The following is a 15,192-nucleotide window of genomic DNA, read 5'->3' as shown; positions in this document are numbered from 1 at the left end:
CTTACTATCCTTATTACTTCACTTCAAATCCGTACGCATATGGGTCTTCATCGTCTACCCATATTGTGTTGTGACCGTATACTTGTGCCCATCCTTCAATACTTGGCAAAATAGCCGCTTTGCCATTCACTTCGGTAATGCCTTCTATACGTCCTTGAAATAGGCTGCCGATGATACTTTCGTGAACAAAGTCTTCTCCTTGATTGAGTTTGCCTCTTGCATGCCATTGCGCCATGCGCGCACTTGTTCCCGTACCACATGGCGAGCGATCCAACGCTTTGTCGCCGTAAAACACAGCATTTCGAGCGGTAGCGTTTTCTTGAGTGGGCTCTCCGGTCCATAGCACGTGAGAAACACCGCACACTGTTGGATCTTCTGGATGTACGCACTCAACCGCTCGAGATACCGCTTCGCGAACTTTTGGTGAAAGCATCAAAATTTCATCTGGAGAGTAGTGTTCAAGTCCGGCATAGTTTTCTTGAGGATCGACGATTACGTAATAGTTTCCGCCATAAGCAACATCGACAGTGAGCTCACCTAAGCCCTCTATGTCCACGGTTACGTCTTGGTGGGCAAGGTAAGCTGGTACGTTAAATATCCTCACTGACGTGACCTTGTCACCTTTTGTTTGGTAGTGCACTTCGATTTGTCCTGCTGGGACATCAAGTATCAAACGGCCTTCTTTTTTGGGAGTGATAAGGCGATTCTCGATAGCGGTAGTGACGGTTCCAATGGTGCCGTGGCCACACATTGGTAAGCAGCCACTGGTTTCAATAAACAGAATTGAAGCGTCTGCGTTATCGCTGCAAGGAGGCAAGACAACTGACCCCGACATCATTGAGTGTCCGCGAGGCTCAAACATGAGTGCCTGACGAATCCAATCATAATGCTCAAGAAAGTATTGGCGCTTTTCGCTCATGGTATTGCCTTCGAGTGGAGGCACACCGCCTGCGACCAGCCTAACTGGGTTGCCGCAGGTGTGGGCATCAATACAGAAAAAAGTTCCTTGTCTCATTTTTCGCTCCTTGCTGAAAAAATGGTTGAATTAAACAATAACGATGTTAACGTAATGTAAAATATATTGTATACAATCTACGTTTTCAAGTGTGACTCGGAGCATATTTATGTTGGTCAAGGATGAAACCAAAAAGGAAAGGATCGCCGTGATAGGTGCGGGAATTATCGGCTTATCAATTGGATTGAAGTTGCAGCAGCAAGGTTATCAAGTCACGATTTTTGATCCCAATGGCGTGGGGAATGGATGCTCTAAGGGAAATGCAGGCCATATCGCGACTGAGCAAATCTTCCCTCTTGCAACGCCAGCGCTGCTTTCACAATTACCTAAAATGCTGCTAGATCCCAAAAGTCCGGTTTCGATCCGTTGGCAAGATATTCCAAGCACTATCGGGTGGATGATTCGTTTTCTATTACAAACAAAGCCATCAGCCGCGGAGCAGGCAAAAAACGCGATTAAAACTCTTAACGAGCGGTCAGTGGCAAGTTGGCGTGGCATGCTTGATTCAATCGGAAAAGCGCATCTAATAAAAATGAATGGTTCATTGCTCACTTTTGAAAACGAGAAACTGTTTAAAGACTACCAAAGTACGCTTAACTCACTGGCTAAAAACGGTGTGGCGTATCAAGTTTGGACACAAGAGGCGATTCGAGAGAGGATACCTGATCTCAGCCATAAGGTTTTTGTCGGCGTCTTTTTTCCCGATACAGGTCATACGCTAGACCCTTATCAGCTCTGTGTTGAGCTAAGTGAAGCTTTTGAAGTTCTTGGCGGTATGGTTTTACAAAAAGGTGTATCTGCGTTGGCGAAAAATGGCGAGGTGCTGGTTGAGTCTCAAACACATTCATTTGACCGAATCATTGTTGCCGCTGGTGTACATTCTAAGCCTTTGATACGGCAACTAACCGGAGTCAAAGTGCCTATTCAAGCCGAGCGTGGTTATCACCTAATGGTGGATGACAAGCGTGATGTACTGCCATTTCCTATTAGCTCTGCCGATAGAAAATTCATCATGACTCCGATGTCTGGTGGGCTACGCTTGGCAGGCACTGTGGAGTATGCCGATGTAGAATCACCACCCAATATGAAACGTTCAGAAATGCTTTTTCAGTTAGGTGATGAGATGTTTGAATCGGGGTTACATTCACTCAAGCAAGGAGAAAAGTGGATGGGTAATCGGCCTTCAACAGTCGACTCGTTACCGGTTATTGATAGCATTTGGGATGGAAATGTATTACTGGCATTTGGCCACCAACACCTTGGATTAACTCAAGCGGCGATTACGGCAGATCTCCTTTTAGAGCTTATCGAAGGAAAGCCGACATCGATTGATCTTTCACCTTTTTCACTACAACGATTCGCCTGAAAAATTTAATATTAAATATTGTATAAAATATATTAAATGCTAATGTTAACTTAATTTTAACAAAGTTGGTGTCCAACAGCCGTATTCGGATGCCTCCAGAAAACAACCAAAAGGAGTAAAACATGTCACGAATGACCAAAGCACCATTGGCGCTGTTGATTTCAGGAATGCTGTTGGGGACCTCTGCTTATGCTGAAGACAAATTGACGGTCGTATCTTGGGGTGGTGCATTCACCAAGAGCCAAGTGGAGGCATATCACAAGCCTTTCATTAAAAAAACAGGTGTCGAGATCGTATCCGAGGATTTCAGCGGCGGATTAGCCGAAATTAAAGCGCAGGTGGAAGCGAACAACGTGCGCTGGGATTTGGTTTCTCTCGACAAGCCAGACATTGTTCGTGGTTGCGCCGAAGGGTTACTAGAACCAGTGAGCCCAAGTATTTTGCCTCCGGGCGCAGATGGAACACCAGCACAAGAGGATTTCATTGATGGTGCGATTCACGAATGCGCAATCAATACCATCGTTGTGTCCACAGTATTAGCGGTGAACGAAGACGCATTTAAAGGTAAGGCTTTGCCTAGCAAGTTGACCGATCTCTTTGACCTAAAAACTTTTCCAGGTCGACGTGCATTGCAAAAACAACCTCAGGGTAATCTTGAGTGGGCACTATTGGCTGATGGTGTAAAACCAGAAGAGGTCTACAGCCTGCTCGAAACCGAAGCCGGGCGTGAGCGTGCGTTTGCTAAGTTGGATACGATCAAATCAGAAGTGCTGTGGTGGACAACAGGAGCCCAGCCACCTCAAATGCTTGCAGACAAAGAAGTGGTGATCGCCTCGGCGTTTAACGGCCGAATTCACAATGCCCGTAAAGATGAAGGTCAACCATTTCGGATTATATGGGACCGTCAAATGGGTTACATGAATGGATGGGCGATACCTAAAGGGAGTGAGAACACAAAGCTTGCATTGGACTTCATTGCTTTTTCTTCAGGAACAAAACCATTAGCTGATCAAGCTAAGTACGTTGCCTATGGGCCTGCGCGTAAGTCGTCTTCGGCGGAGGTGAACCCAGACATTTTAGCGAACCTTCCTACCGCACCTCAAAACTTCCAAACCGCCTTCCTGATTAACGATGAATGGTGGTCAGACTACGCAGATGAACTAAATGAAGAGTTTAATACCTGGCTGCTTAACTAGGCGTTAATTTGTGTATGGGGCCAAGTTTTCATCCATAAGTGAGGTTCCGTACTTTTCCTCAACTGTATTTATGTTTTCGGAGAAATGATGAAAGTCATCGAAGCACAGCAAGTCGCGCAATGTTTAACAATGAAGTCTCTTATTGAAACGATGCGTGAAATGTACTCGCGGCCAGCAACAATACCTCAACGCCGAGTCATGCCCTTAGAAGAGGGAGAATACGAGGCGTTTGCGCTACTTCCAGCTTGGAACCCGGAGTTAATTGCGGTGAAAGCCTTTACGTATTTCCCGCATAACCCTGAGCAAGGCAAAGATACGCTTGCATCTAAGCTGCTTGTTTTTAGACGAAACGATGGTGAGCCGCTCGCACTCGTGGACGGTAAAGTTTTAACGTTTTGGCGCACCGCCGCAGCTTCTGCGTTGGCAGCGGACTATTTGGCGCGTCCCGATGCTGATCGTCTGTTGATCTGCGGAACGGGCAATCTTGCGCCTTATTTTGCGTGGGCATACGCTGCGGTTCGCCCACTTAAGCAGGTTTATATTTGGGGGCGTAACTCAGATAAAGCCGAGGCGACGGTAGATGCCATTGTGTCATCTTCAGAGTATCAGTCGCTTCCTGATGAGCGTCGGTTTCGCGTTTCAGTCGTAGAAAAAGTGGACCACGTTATCAAACACGTTGACATCATCAGCTGTATTACTGCATCAGCAGAGCCTTTGTTTAATGGCGCAGACGTGCAGCCGGGCACCCATATTGATTTGGTCGGTAATCATGACTTGGACAAGCGTGAATGCGACTCTAAAGCAGTGCAACGAGCACAGGTGTATGTTGATAGCCGTATTAATGTATTAGCCGAAGCGGGCGATCTTCTCATTCCAATTCAAGAGGGCGTATTCACGTCAGACGATATCAAAGGGGAATTACCGCAGCTTTGCGCCCAACAAATCTCAGGACGTCAAAACGATGAGGTCATTACTTTATACAAATCAGTTGGCAGTGCTTTGGCTGATTTGGCCGCTGTAAAGGCGGTGTTGTTAGAAAATGGCATAGATAGCCATGTCTGAGCATTTTCGCTCGTTCATTTAAATTGCATACAATATACATATAAGGAAAGTAGTTCATGAAAATTGATTGGAAAGGTGTTTATCCGGCGGTCAGTACGCAATTTCGTCAAGATCAGTCAATCGACTTAGACGCAACGCAAACCGTTATAGACAACCAGATTAAAGATGGTGTGAATGGCATTATCTGCTTAGGTACTGTCGGTGAGAACTGCGCGTTGTACCCGAAGGAGAAACGCCAGGTCTTGCAAGCGGCAAAAGAAGTCGTAAATGGCCGTGTGCCTTTGATTGCTGGTACAGCAGAGTCTATTACCACAGCAGCTGTTGATTACATGCAGGATGCGTACAAAATTGGTATCGATGGTTGTATGGTGATGCCTGCCATGGTTTACCGCACGTCTGAGAGCGAAACGTTCGAATATTACCGCACGCTAGCAGAGGCAACGCCAGAAATGCCAATCATGATTTACAACAACCCTGTTGCTTATGGTGTAGATGTAAACCTCGACATCATGGCGAAACTGGCTGAGTTTGAAAGTATTGTAGCTATCAAAGAGTCGACCACTGATACTCGTCGTATCACTGAGCTTTACAATAAATTTGATGACCGCTTTACCGTGTTCAGTGGTGTTGATGACATTGCTCTTGAATCATTGATGCTAGGTGCGACCGGCTGGATTTCTGGTTTAACCAACGCATTCCCAGAAGAGTCCGTCGCGATTTATAAACTGGCAAGCCAAGGTCGTTATGCTGAAGCGTTAGAGATCTACCGTTGGTTCTTACCCCTACTGCGTTTAGACACCATTCCTACGCTGGTTCAGTGCATAAAATTGGCCGAGCAAGTCTGCGGACGTGGCTCTGAACAAGTTCGTGCGCCACGCCAACTTTTACAAGGTGAAGAGCGTCAACAAGTCATTCAAATGGTTGAACATGCGTTAGAAACCCGCTTAGACCTATCCAAATACAATCTGTAATTGTGCTGTTTAGTAGAGCGTTAACTGACGCTCTACTCATTCGTAATATTCAAAAAATGAGAAGAGGGAAGTCATGAGCACGGAAAACAAGGACTATGTCAGCTTTCAACACGTTAAGAAAACCTACGATGGCACAAATTTGGTGGTGAAAGACTTCAACTTAGATATTGCTCCTGGAGAGTTTGTTACTATGTTGGGGCCGTCAGGATCGGGCAAGACCACTTGCTTGATGATGCTAGCAGGCTTTGAAACTGCGACCGGTGGAGACATTTATATTGATGGCGTTCCTGTTAATCATCTCGCGCCGCACAAGCGCGATATCGGTATGGTGTTTCAAAACTATGCGTTGTTTCCACATATGACCATTGCTGAGAATCTTGCGTTTCCTTTAAAGGTGCGAAAACTCGACAGTGACACGATTCAAAGCAAAGTTCAGAGTGTATTAGAAATGGTCGAGCTTGAGCATGTTGCGACTCGATACCCGAAGCAGTTATCAGGTGGTCAACAACAGCGTGTTGCGTTAGCGCGAGCATTAGTGTTTGAGCCTAAACTCGTGTTGATGGATGAACCACTAGGCGCGTTAGATAAGCAGCTGCGTGAGCAAATGCAGATGGAAATTAAACATTTGCATGAAAAGCTTGGCATCACCATTTTGTATGTGACGCACGATCAAGACGAAGCTCTCACTATGTCCGACCGTATTGCGGTTTTTAATCACGGCGAAGTGCAACAACTCGCGACACCAACTGAGCTTTATGAATCTCCGAGTAATACGTTTGTTGCGCAGTTTATCGGAGAAAACAACCAACTCTTAGGTTTAGTCAAAGAGTGGAACGGAAAGTATTGCCAAGTGCTCGTTGGGAAAGAGTTATTTACTGCGAAACCTGTCAGAGTCTCTGAGCAAGGGCAGAGAACAACACTTTCTATTCGACCAGAAAAGATTGTTATTCAACCAGAGAAAGCGTCTTGTGAGAACCAAGTCTCGGGCGTCCTACGAGAATTGATTTATCACGGTGATCATTATCGTCTGGTCGTCGAAGTAGAGAGCGTTGGTCACTTCATCGTTAAAGTACCTAACGATAATCGTAAACACTTGCAGTTAACGCCTGGCTCAATTTGTCGTATTGGTTGGCAAAGTGACGATTGCCATGCTCTTGATGGGACACAAACTCAAAGTAGCGAGGTAGCAGCATGAGTCGAGAGCTAACCGCATTAGATTCTGTATTGGAAATCGAACGCCAAGTTCATGAGCAAGAAACCAACCTGAAAGCGCAGTTGCAAAAGGCGGAGCGCCGAAAAAAGCTTCGCTCCATTATGCTCACAACGCCATTGGTGTGTTTTATTCTGCTTACGTTTGCTTTTCCTATCCTCGACATGCTTTATCGAAGCGTGGATAACCGAGAAATATCCCTGTCACTACCACAAACTATTCAAGCCTTAGAAAGTTGGGATTATCAAGGTCAGCCTCATCAAGAAGTCATTGAGGCATTCTCTGTTGAGGTACTTGCGCTTTATCAAAGCAAAGAGCTACCGAAAATAGCCAACCGGATGAATATTGAAGAGTCTGGTATGCGCAGTTTACTCATGAAAACCGGCAGAAAGTTGTCTCGGTTGACGTCGCTGCCGAGCTCGGTGACACAGTTGGCTAAGCAGGATAAGCGATGGACTAATCCTAAATATTGGGCGGCGTTTAAGAATCTTAGTGGCGCATTAACATTCAGTCATTATCTTGCAGCGCTAGACTTGCAAGTGAATGAGTTTGGAGACATTGAGCCCCAACCAGAAAAACGCCAAATATACGTCGACCTTTTCTTTAAAACTTTTTGGATGTCTATCTCAATCACCTTAATTTGTTTGGTGATGGCGTACCCCGTTGCTTACCTGCTTGCCAATTTACCTGATAAGCGCGCGAACTTACTTTTAATTATCGTGCTGCTGCCATTTTGGACATCATTATTAGTCAGAACCACGTCTTGGATTGTTCTGCTGCAAAACCAAGGGGTCATTAATGATCTCCTTATTTGGTCGGGTTTTACTTCTGAGCGAATTCAGATGATTCACAATACCTTCGGAACGGTGGTGTCTATGGTTCACATTCTGTTGCCGTTTATGATCCTGCCTCTGTATAGCGTAATGAAAGGAATTAGCCCAACATATTTCCGTGCCGCTCGTTCTCTAGGCGCGACGCCTTTCATTGCGTTCATCAAAGTTTATATGCCGCTTACGTTACCGGGGATAGGTGCGGGGGCTTTGCTTACTTTCATTCTTTCTATTGGTTTCTACATTACGCCCGCTTTGGTTGGTGGAAGAAGCGGACAGATGATCTCCAATATGATTGCCTATCATATGCAGACATCACTGAACTGGGGGATGGCTGGCGCATTGGGTGGACTGCTTTTGTTCGTTGTACTGGTTCTGTTTTATATGTTCAACCGTGTGGTTGGCATTAACAACCTTAAGGTAGGGGGATAACCATGGCATTACCAAACTATGCATCAAAAGTAGAGCGAGTTGCTTACGCAGGTTACTTAGCTTTTTGTGGGGTGGTGCTGTTCTTTTTAATCGCTCCAATTCTGACCATCATCCCGTTATCGTTTAATGCAACGCCTTACTTTACTTTTACCGAGGGGATGTTAAACCTTGATTCGGAAGCGTATTCTACTCGCTGGTATCAAGAAATGTTTACTAGTGATCAGTGGCTGTTGGCGCTGAAAAACAGCACGTTTATTGCTTTTATGGCGACACTCGTTGCAACAGGGCTAGGAACTCTGGCGGCGTTGGGTTTAGCAAGTAGTAACTTGCCTTTTCGCAATACGATTATGGCGCTGTTGATCTCACCCATGATCGTACCAGTCATTATCTCTGCTGCTGCGATGTACTTTTTCTACACACGCCTTGGCTTATCACAAACTTATTTAGGCGTCATTTTGGCACACGCTGCGTTAGGTACGCCTTTTGTCGTCATTACCGTTACTGCGACGTTAAGCGGCTTTGACCATAGCTTGGTAAAAGCGGCGGCTAGCTTAGGCGCAAACCCTGTTTATACTTTCAGACACATTACCTTTCCTCTGATTCGTCCGGGGATGATTTCTGGCGGCTTGTTTGCTTTTGGCACTTCGTTCGACGAGGTTGTGGTGGCGTTATTCCTGACTGGGGCAGAACAAAAAACCGTTCCTAGGCAGATGTGGTCAGGAATTCGAGAGCAAATCAGTCCGACTATATTGGCGGTCGCTACGTTGCTGATTTTTATGTCGGTGTGTTTGCTCGTGACTTTAGAAGTTCTACGTAGGCGTAATGTACGCATTCGAGGCATTCAAGAATAACCAAACTTTTTCTTTGTTGCTCGCTACGCACTTTTGTTTAGGTGCTCCTCAATTTTTGACCAAATGCGCCTCATTGTAGGCGCTTGTCTTTTGTGTTTATCATCAGCGATGACTGACATGTCACTCCTGTAGATTAATGCCAGCCTGCTCGAAACGTGCCAAAGGCGACTTGTTTGATCGCTGATACCAACTAGCTGGCATGTTTGGTTTAAGTCGGGCTTTCTCTTCCTTGCTAATCACAACATAGTGCAAAAACGCATTAAGTGTGGTTACCATCACGTTAAACGTCATTTCCCCATCTTTGCTGATGGATTTCAATAACCCAACGACGGTTTCCTCAGAGACTAACGGTTCAACCACCGCCTTTTTTCGCTCTTTTATTGAGGTTGAAGCGGGCAGTCTTGCACGTGCCGTCTCCCAACAAACTTTGTTGGTTTTACTGACAAGGTTGTGCTTGTAGCAGTAGTAACTGAATAAAAAGCGTGGCAGGTTTTGCCAGCGTTCGGCTTGGACTTCTAACCAAAGATGTTGTAGCTCAATATCAGCGTCGGTCATAGGAGTTGTTTAGCAAAAAGAAAAGAAACCATTTTATCGCTTTTGTGAGGAGCAATAAAAGATATTTGAATGGAAAGATAAACAACTAGTTGATCAATATTACTAAAGCAAATCGATTTCTGGCAAGCTCGTGCAACGGCAACTCGAGTACCAAAAACTGACACCGTCACGTTCAGTTGTTAACAAAATGTTTCATCTTGTCTTGCGAGTAGATTATATGGAGATGCTCTTGCAGTAATAAGGGCAGTGGCGATGCAAAAGACGTAATGCATTTAAGGAAAACTCAATATAGAAGAAATTAGATGGAACTGAAGACTTTGAGTGTCGCGATTGCGACAACATTAACCAGCACTGGCGTATTTGCGTTAAGCGAGCCAGTTTCTCAAGTTACAGAGCAACATGCACATTCGGCTCATACACACGGTGTTGAATCCAATCGAGTTGAATACCAACCAACCGCAACTCTCCCTATTCAGCCCTCCAAGGCAACTCGAGTACAGTCACTTGAAAGCCTTGATGAGTCGAGCACTGCTTGTGATTTGGAAGCATTGGTTACCGAAAGCAGTAACCAATTGATCAGCGAAATTTTAAGTCAGGGCGCGACGTGCGTGAACCAGTTATTCTCTGCTGAAAGTCGGATTCAGGAGTCGGTATTTAGCTCCGATCATATGTACAACATTGCGAAGCGCACTACGACATTGGCGAAGGGGTATACAGGTGGCGGGAGCGATGAACTCGAAACGTTGTTCTTATACTTGCGCGCGGGTTATTACGCCGAGTTTTACAATGACAACATCTCATTTATTGAATGGGTTACCCCAGCGGTGAAAGAATCCGTGGATGCGTTTGTTAATAACGCAAACTTCTATGAGAACAGCGACCGTCACGGCAAAGTGCTTAGTGAAGTCATCATCACTATGGATAGTGCGGGCTTGCAGCACGCGTACTTACCGCAAGTGACCCAGTGGCTTACACGTTGGAATGATCAATACGCCCAGCACTGGTATATGCGCAATGCAGTTAACGGTGTTTTCACTATTTTGTTTGGTGGGCAGTGGAACGAGCAATTTGTGCAAATAATTGGCAACCAAACGGACCTTGCCAAAGCTTTAGGCGATTTTGCTCTGAGGGCATCATCAATCGGTGCTGAAGATGAGTTCATGGCCGCGAATGCGGGGCGAGAGCTCGGGCGTTTGACCAAGTATACGGGTAACGCGAGTTCTGTTGTGAAGAGTCAGCTGAGTCGAATCTTTGAACAGTATGAAATGTATGGTCGGGGTGACGAGGTTTGGCTTGCGGCGGCGGACACTGCCTCATATTACGCAGATTGTAGTGAGTTCGGAATTTGTAATTTCGAAACTGAGCTAAAAGGCTTAGTGCTATCGCAAACTTATACTTGTAGTCCAACAATTCGAATATTGTCCCAGAATATGACGCAAGAGCAACACGCGGCCGCATGTTCTAAAATGGGTTACGAAGAGGGTTACTTTCATCAGTCATTAGAAACTGGTGAACAGCCAGTAAAAGATGACCACAATACTCAGCTCCAAGTCAATATCTTCGATTCAAGCACTGATTATGGTAAGTACGCAGGGCCAATTTTCGATATTAGTACTGACAATGGCGGTATGTACTTGGAGGGCGACCCTTCCCAGCCGGGGAATATTCCCAACTTTATTGCTTATGAAGCCTCTTATGCGAACGCGGATCACTTTGTCTGGAACTTAGAGCACGAATACGTGCATTACTTAGATGGTCGATTTGATCTCTATGGAGGGTTTAGTCATCCAACTGAAAAAATAGTGTGGTGGAGTGAAGGCATTGCAGAGTATGTCGCTCAAGAAAATGACAACCAAGCAGCACTTGAGACGATTTTAGACGGCTCGACGTATACCTTAAGTGAGATTTTCGAGACTACTTATGATGGGTTTGATGTCGATCGAATTTATCGTTGGGGGTACTTGGCTGTACGTTTTATGTTTGAAAATCATAAAGATGACGTAAACCAAATGCTGGTGGAAACACGCCAAGGGAATTGGAGCAATTACAAGGCCACGATCACCCAATGGGCGAACTTGTATCAAAGTGAGTTTGAGCAGTGGCAGCAAGCCCTTGTCTCAAATGGTGCACCTAATGCAGTCATAACCGCAAACAGTAAGGGGAAAGTCGGTGAAAGCATTACATTTAGCAGTGAAAACAGTACAGACCCAAACGGGAAGATCGTCAGCGTCTTATGGGACTTCGGTGATGGCTCGACAAGCACACAAACCAAGCCGACGCACCAATATGGGAGTGAAGGGGAGTATTCGGTCAGTCTAAGTGTGACAGACAGTGAAGGCTTGACGGCAACCGCCACTCATAGTGTTGTTATCTCAACGTTGGGCGGTAATGACACATTGCCACAAGACTGCGCGGTGAAAAGTAAAGTAAGCGGTGGGCGCTTAACAGCAGGAGAACCAGTTTGCTTGGCAAATCAACAAACCATTTGGCTGAGCGTGCCAGCGGTGAATGAGAGCTCAAATCTGGCGATAACGGCGGGGAACGGTACGGGTAACCTAAAGCTTGAATACAGTAACTCTGGTTGGCCGGATGGTGCTAATCTTCACGGGTGGTCAGATAATATTGGTAATGGAGAGTGTATTACGTTGTCAAATCAGAGTAACTACTGGGGCTACGTTAAAGTCTCTGGTGACTTTGAGAATGCCGCCATCGTCGTTGATTTTGATGCTCAGAAGTGTCGTCAGTAGGGCATTTTAACTGCATCATTTTAATTTAATTGATCGCCTCGCTAACATTGCGGGGCGTTTTTGTTTTTCACGCCGTTATCTCTATAAAAAAACCAGCCCGAAGGCTGGCAAACAAGGAGTTTGAGATGAAAATGAAAACGTTATAAAACTTGCTGATATCCTATTTCTCAATAAGTTGGGTTGTGCGTTGAAGCCAGTTTTTATCTTGCGCATCAAGAAAAGGGCTAAGCGCTTGATAGACTCGTGAATGGTAATGATTGAGCCAGTCTAGCTCTGCTTGATCTAGCATTGATAAGTCAAGGGCGTTGGTCGCAATTGGAGCAAGAGTGATGGTCTCAAAACCGTAAAACGTGCCGAACTCATTTTGTTCTACTTCTACAACTTTAAGAATGTTCTCTATTCTTACCCCGAACTCACCTTCGCGATAAACGCCTGGTTCATTAGTAATGACCATACCCGGTTTTAGTTCAACTTCGTGGTGGCTTTGCGAGAAATTTTGTGGGCCTTCGTGAACATTCAAGTAAATGCCCACGCCGTGTCCAGTGCCGCACTTGTAATCAATACCATGTTGCCATAAGACGCCACGCGCCATGATATCAAGATTGGCACCCGTAGAGCCTTTCATGAATCGAGTCTGAGTCAGTCGGATGACCGCTTTGAGCACCAAGGTATAATCTTTGCGCTGCTTAATGGTCGGTGACCCGAAGTGGAAAGTACGGGTGATGTCTGTTGTCCCGCCAAGGTATTGGCCACCAGAATCGACGAGAAAGAAGTTGCTTTCATTGACTACTGCATTGCTTTCTTCATCGGCGGCATAATGCATTTTTGCCCCGTGAGCTGCGAAGCCTGCAATAGTGCGGAAACTGTCACTTACATAATGTCGGGTTTGACGGCGATAGTGATTCAGTTGTGCCTCAGCAGATAATTCTGTAACGAGTCCGCTTGGAACTTGCTCTTCTAGCCAGTTCATAAACCTTACGATTGCCACACCATCGTCTGTTAATGCCTGTTCTAGGCTAGTTAGCTCGGTCGCATTTTTTATGGCCTTCATTGCCGTTACAGGGCAAGCCATTGGCTTTAGATTCACATTCCCTTCAATCGAACTCACCAATAAGCTGTCTGTGTGGGTCGGGCTAAAAGCGAGCGATAATCCCTCACATTGCTGATTCAAATACTGACTTACGTAGTTGTAATGGCGAATGTGTACACTCTGCTCGGTCAGCGCTCTTTCAACGTCTTGAGGCAGTTTGGCCTTATCAATAAACAGTGTCGCAAGTGATTGCTCTACGATTAGATAGGCTTCAGAAACTGGGCAGTAATTCGTATCACCACCTCGAATGTTCATTGTCCACATGACATCATCTAGCGTTGACACTAATAAGCTATCTACTTGGTTCTCGGTTAACCAAGAACGGATTCTCGCTAACTTATTTTCTGTGTCAACGCCAGCAAAAGCGGTGGGGTGCTCGAATACGGGTGCACTTGGGCGAGGTGGTCTTTCAAGCCAAATCGGTGTGAGCAAATCTAGGTCGAGAATGATCTTAATGTTTTTCGCTTCAAAGGCTTGTTTGAGGCCTTGATAAAAAGCGTAACTGATGGCGCGCCCGTCAACCGCGACAATACTGTTTTCTGGGAGCGTGGTAGCCAGCCATTTGGCAATTGTCGGTGTTTCTGGTTGTTTGGCTTTAAACAGTTCAAGTCCTGTGCCGTGTAACTGTTCTTCAGCTTGAATATAGTAACGACCATCAGTCCACAGGCCACCACCTTGTTGGGTAATGACGACATCGCCTGCTGAGCCGGTAAAACCTGAAATCCAGCTTCGCGCTAACCAATGATCCGCTGAGTATTCACTGTTATGTGGGTCATTGTTGGTCACGATATATGCAGACACGTTGTGAAAGGACATTGCCTCACGCAATAACGTAAGGCGTTGGTTTACTGAGTTAGTATTGTTCATTAAATGGTTCCTAAAGTCATATTTGAGCAATAGATATGATGCTGCTCCGAGCCTGTTTTTATTGGGTTCTGTTGCTCGCATACTTCTGTGGCTTCTGGGCATCGAGTACGAAAAACGCAACCGCTCGGTGGATTAAGTGGAGAAGGAAGGTCGCCGGGCAATAGTTGTATTTCACGGTCACGTGCTAATTGCGGATTAGCTATCGGGACAGCAGATAACAGTGCTTTGGTGTAGGGGTGTTGTGCATCATCAAATACTTGATCGTAACGTCCTACTTCCATAGGTTTACCAAGATACATCACCATAACGCGGTCGCTGATATGGCGCACCACGCTTAAGTCATGCGCAATCATCACCAGTGTTAACCCCATTTCTTGTTTAAGATCATCTAGAAGATTGATGACCTGAGCTTGTATGGAGACATCTAGTGCACTAACGGGTTCATCACACACGACCAAATCTGGATTGAGAATTAACGCTCTAGCAATGCCCACACGCTGGCATTGACCTCCGGAAAATTCATGTGGATAGCGGTTTCGCTGGCTCGCCAAGAGACCCACTTTATCCATCATAGCGATGACACGCTTTTCTACCTCAGCCCGTTTAAGTTGCGGCTCATGGGTGAGCAGTGGTTCGGCGATGCATTCTGAGATGGTTAACCTCGGATTCAAACAAGCGGATGGGTCTTGAAACACCATCTGAAATTCTCTGCGTCGAGAGGAAAGCTCTTTTTTACTAAACCCGAGCATGTCTTGACCTTTCCAAGTCAACTCGCCATGTGTAGGTTCAATTAAGCGAAGTAAGGCGCGTGCAAGTGTTGATTTTCCGCAGCCTGATTCCCCCACAATGCCAAGTGTCTCACCTCGGTAAACATCTAAGTCGATACCATTGACCGCTTTCACGATTTTACGTCGACTTGGAATAAGGTGACGCGACACAGGAAAGTGGACGTTTAAATCACGAGCAGACATGAGGACTTCTTTTTTATTCATAACGCCTC

The 15,192-nt window shown here is 45.7% G+C and carries 12 protein-coding genes; 8 read left to right on the top strand and 4 right to left on the bottom strand.

What is annotated here, in order from left to right; all coding sequences use genetic code 11:
• Positions 1 to 13 precede the first annotated feature (13 nt).
• On the bottom strand, positions 14 to 1,015 hold the full coding sequence (locus tag R7E47_RS08820) for a 4-hydroxyproline epimerase (protein WP_170890585.1): 1,002 nt from the start codon (positions 1,013 to 1,015) through the stop codon (positions 14 to 16).
• A 109-nt stretch (positions 1,016 to 1,124) separates the two neighbouring features.
• Between R7E47_RS08820 and R7E47_RS08815 the strand changes: the two genes are divergently transcribed.
• From R7E47_RS08815 to R7E47_RS08785, 7 genes are all read left to right on the top strand, one after another.
• On the top strand, positions 1,125 to 2,381 hold the full coding sequence (locus tag R7E47_RS08815; protein WP_318084126.1) for an FAD-dependent oxidoreductase: 1,257 nt from the start codon (positions 1,125 to 1,127) through the stop codon (positions 2,379 to 2,381).
• Positions 2,382 to 2,503: 122 nt separating this feature from the next.
• Complete coding sequence (locus R7E47_RS08810) at positions 2,504 to 3,577, top strand: polyamine ABC transporter substrate-binding protein (protein ID WP_318084124.1); 1,074 nt, start codon at positions 2,504 to 2,506, stop codon at positions 3,575 to 3,577.
• 87 nt (positions 3,578 to 3,664) lie between these two features.
• Complete coding sequence (locus tag R7E47_RS08805) at positions 3,665 to 4,639, top strand: ornithine cyclodeaminase family protein (protein WP_318084190.1); 975 nt, start codon at positions 3,665 to 3,667, stop codon at positions 4,637 to 4,639.
• A 56-nt stretch (positions 4,640 to 4,695) separates the two neighbouring features.
• Positions 4,696 to 5,610, top strand: coding sequence for a dihydrodipicolinate synthase family protein (locus R7E47_RS08800; RefSeq protein WP_054577902.1), 915 nt, complete (start codon positions 4,696 to 4,698; stop codon positions 5,608 to 5,610).
• A 73-nt stretch (positions 5,611 to 5,683) separates the two neighbouring features.
• A complete protein-coding gene (locus R7E47_RS08795) occupies positions 5,684 to 6,805 on the top strand; it encodes an ABC transporter ATP-binding protein (protein WP_104974198.1) in 1,122 nt (373 codons plus the stop codon).
• On the top strand, positions 6,802 to 8,082 hold the full coding sequence (locus tag R7E47_RS08790) for an ABC transporter permease (protein ID WP_318084122.1): 1,281 nt from the start codon (positions 6,802 to 6,804) through the stop codon (positions 8,080 to 8,082). Before R7E47_RS08795 ends, R7E47_RS08790 begins: the two co-directional genes overlap by 4 nt.
• 2 nt (positions 8,083 to 8,084) lie before the next feature.
• On the top strand, positions 8,085 to 8,933 hold the full coding sequence (locus tag R7E47_RS08785) for an ABC transporter permease (protein WP_054576453.1): 849 nt from the start codon (positions 8,085 to 8,087) through the stop codon (positions 8,931 to 8,933).
• Positions 8,934 to 9,053: 120 nt separating this feature from the next.
• On the opposite strand, the gene R7E47_RS08780 is transcribed toward R7E47_RS08785, so the two are convergent.
• Entirely contained in the window at positions 9,054 to 9,488 is a 435-nt protein-coding gene (locus R7E47_RS08780) for a hypothetical protein (RefSeq protein WP_042521922.1), read from the bottom strand.
• A gap of 302 nt (positions 9,489 to 9,790) precedes the next feature.
• Between R7E47_RS08780 and R7E47_RS08775 the strand changes: the two genes are divergently transcribed.
• The gene (locus R7E47_RS08775) at positions 9,791 to 12,235 is read left to right on the top strand and encodes a collagenase (protein WP_318084120.1); all 2,445 of its coding nucleotides are present in this window, start codon (positions 9,791 to 9,793) and stop codon (positions 12,233 to 12,235) included.
• A gap of 160 nt (positions 12,236 to 12,395) precedes the next feature.
• Here R7E47_RS08775 and R7E47_RS08770 read toward each other — a convergent pair whose 3' ends face one another.
• Complete coding sequence (locus R7E47_RS08770) at positions 12,396 to 14,192, bottom strand: aminopeptidase P family protein (protein WP_318084118.1); 1,797 nt, start codon at positions 14,190 to 14,192, stop codon at positions 12,396 to 12,398.
• Positions 14,192 to 15,184 (bottom strand): ABC transporter ATP-binding protein, encoded by a 993-nt coding sequence (locus R7E47_RS08765; RefSeq protein ID WP_203345834.1) that lies wholly within the window; start codon positions 15,182 to 15,184, stop codon positions 14,192 to 14,194. Before R7E47_RS08765 ends, R7E47_RS08770 begins: the two co-directional genes overlap by 1 nt.
• Between the last annotated feature and the right edge of the window lie 8 nt (positions 15,185 to 15,192).

The sequence above is a fragment of the Vibrio sp. Vb1026 genome (assembly GCF_033338745.1).
GTDB classification, from domain to species: Bacteria; Pseudomonadota; Gammaproteobacteria; order Enterobacterales; family Vibrionaceae; genus Vibrio; species Vibrio alginolyticus.
Note: the sequence above shows the minus strand (reverse complement) of the source record. Positions and strands in the feature narration are given on the sequence as shown.

Coding starts and splice junctions, on each gene's coding strand:
- R7E47_RS08800 (WP_054577902.1), top strand. CDS start 4,696: ATGAAAATTGATTGGAAAGGTGTTTATCCGGCGGTCAGTACGCAATTT.
- R7E47_RS08810 (WP_318084124.1), top strand. CDS start 2,504: ATGTCACGAATGACCAAAGCACCATTGGCGCTGTTGATTTCAGGAATG.
- R7E47_RS08785 (WP_054576453.1), top strand. CDS start 8,085: ATGGCATTACCAAACTATGCATCAAAAGTAGAGCGAGTTGCTTACGCA.
- R7E47_RS08820 (WP_170890585.1), bottom strand. CDS start 1,015: ATGAGACAAGGAACTTTTTTCTGTATTGATGCCCACACCTGCGGCAAC.
- R7E47_RS08805 (WP_318084190.1), top strand. CDS start 3,665: ATGAAAGTCATCGAAGCACAGCAAGTCGCGCAATGTTTAACAATGAAG.
- R7E47_RS08770 (WP_318084118.1), bottom strand. CDS start 14,192: ATGAACAATACTAACTCAGTAAACCAACGCCTTACGTTATTGCGTGAG.
- R7E47_RS08775 (WP_318084120.1), top strand. CDS start 9,791: ATGGAACTGAAGACTTTGAGTGTCGCGATTGCGACAACATTAACCAGC.
- R7E47_RS08795 (WP_104974198.1), top strand. CDS start 5,684: ATGAGCACGGAAAACAAGGACTATGTCAGCTTTCAACACGTTAAGAAA.
- R7E47_RS08780 (WP_042521922.1), bottom strand. CDS start 9,488: ATGACCGACGCTGATATTGAGCTACAACATCTTTGGTTAGAAGTCCAA.
- R7E47_RS08790 (WP_318084122.1), top strand. CDS start 6,802: ATGAGTCGAGAGCTAACCGCATTAGATTCTGTATTGGAAATCGAACGC.
- R7E47_RS08815 (WP_318084126.1), top strand. CDS start 1,125: ATGTTGGTCAAGGATGAAACCAAAAAGGAAAGGATCGCCGTGATAGGT.
- R7E47_RS08765 (WP_203345834.1), bottom strand. CDS start 15,184: ATGAATAAAAAAGAAGTCCTCATGTCTGCTCGTGATTTAAACGTCCAC.